General features: G+C 74.1%; 2 protein-coding genes. Both read right to left on the reverse strand.

Annotated features, from left to right (window positions below; genetic code table 11):
* Window positions 1–318: hypothetical protein (locus tag H5J30_RS32360; RefSeq protein ID WP_181791206.1), on the reverse strand; the 318-nt coding region annotated here is incomplete at its 3' end.
* A 323-nt stretch (window positions 319–641) separates the two neighbouring features.
* Window positions 642–1,370, reverse strand: coding sequence for a VIT1/CCC1 transporter family protein (locus H5J30_RS32365; RefSeq protein WP_181791208.1), 729 nt, complete (start codon window positions 1,368–1,370; stop codon window positions 642–644).
* Window positions 1,371–1,558: the final 188 nt, after the last annotated feature.

Genomic DNA, 1,558 nt, shown 5'->3' on the forward strand with positions numbered 1-1,558 from the left:
CTCGTCCTCGGCCACCGGCAGGAAGGCCATGCCGACGGCGTACGAGCCGGCGGCCGGCAGCGGGAAGTCCGCGGCGGCACGCAGGAAGGCGTCCGGGACCTGCAGCAGGATGCCGGCGCCGTCGCCGGTGTCCGGGTCGGAGCCGGTGGCACCGCGGTGCTCCAGGTTGCGCAGCACCGTCAGCGCCTGCTGGACGAGTGCGTGGCTGGCCTCCCCGCTCAGCGTGGCGACGAAGCCGACCCCGCAGGCGTCGTGCTCGTACCGGGGGTCGTACAGCCCCTGCGCTGCAGGGCGGGCCGCCTGGGATGCGTGCCGCATCGGCTCTCCCGTCGTCGTCGTGGCAGTGATGCGTGCCGAGGGACGACGTTGGCCCTGGCCGAAATTTCGTGCAGGTTACATGATGACCTGCAGCTCAGGAAGCGGATACCGCGTATCAGCATCCGGACACCCCTGGTCGGGGAGTGCACCCCGCCGAGCGGGGGATCTGCACGGTTCGTGCAGGAGGAAGTGCGGGCGGCACTGCCCGCGGTTCCCGTCACATGCCCACGCAGGTCCGGTTCGAAACGCTGCGGTAATAGATCAGGAGTGCGGGCAGGTCGCTTTCGAGGATACGGGATTCGGCCGGGCCCGCGGCCCGGCGGTCAGCCCCCGACGGCGGCCCCGAAGAGCGCGCCCAGGCCGTACGTCAGGGCCGCCGCGGCCCCGCCCAGCAGCAGCTGCCGCAGCCCGCTGTACCACCAGCTGCGGGCCGTGATGCGCGCCACCATCGCGCCGCAGGCGAAGAGCCCGGCCAGCGCGAGCAGCACCGCGGGCCACAGCGCGGTGGCGCCCAGCAGGTACGGCAGCACCGGCAGCAGGGCGCCGACGGCGAACGAGCCGAACGACGACAGCGCCGCCACGGTCGGCGAGGGCAGGTCGCCCGGGTCGACGCCCAGCTCCTCGCGGGCGTGGATCTCCAGCGCCTGCTCCGGGTCCCGCATGAGCTGCTTCGTCACCTCGGCGGCCAGCTCGGGGTCCACCCCGCGGGACTCGTACAGGTCGCTCAGCTCGCGCTGCTCGTCCTCCGGGTGCCGGCGCAGCTCGCGCCGCTCCACGTCCAGCTCGGCGAGGACCAGCTCGCGCTGGGAGGCGACCGAGGTGTACTCCCCCGCGGCCATCGAGAACGCGCCGGCCGCCAGCCCCGCGAGGCCGGTCAGCACGATGGTCCTCGACGAGACCGAGCCGCCGGCCACACCGGTGATCAGCGCGAGGTTCGACACCAGTCCGTCCATCGCGCCGAAGACGGCCGGCCGCAGCCAGCCGCCGGTGACGTCGCGGTGGGTATGGCCGTGCCGCTCGGCCGGCCGGCCCGCCTGCAACCCCGCTGACATGGGATCGCGCTCCCCTCGTCGATCTTCTGTTCGACGATACGCGCGGTCCCGGCCGCCCGCCAGCAAGGCAGGCCGTACTCACCTGGGGCGCCGCGCGCCACCGCGCGCCGCGCGCGGACCGCGTCCCCGGGATTCCCCGGCCCGGTCGCCGGACAGAATCCCCAAGGCGCTCCGGCCGGGATACCCGG

Source organism: Streptomyces phytophilus, assembly GCF_013870535.1.
Lineage (GTDB): Bacteria > Actinomycetota > Actinomycetes > Streptomycetales > Streptomycetaceae > Streptomyces > Streptomyces phytophilus.

Coding starts and splice junctions, on each gene's coding strand:
- H5J30_RS32365 (WP_181791208.1), bottom strand. CDS start 1,370: ATGTCAGCGGGGTTGCAGGCGGGCCGGCCGGCCGAGCGGCACGGCCAT.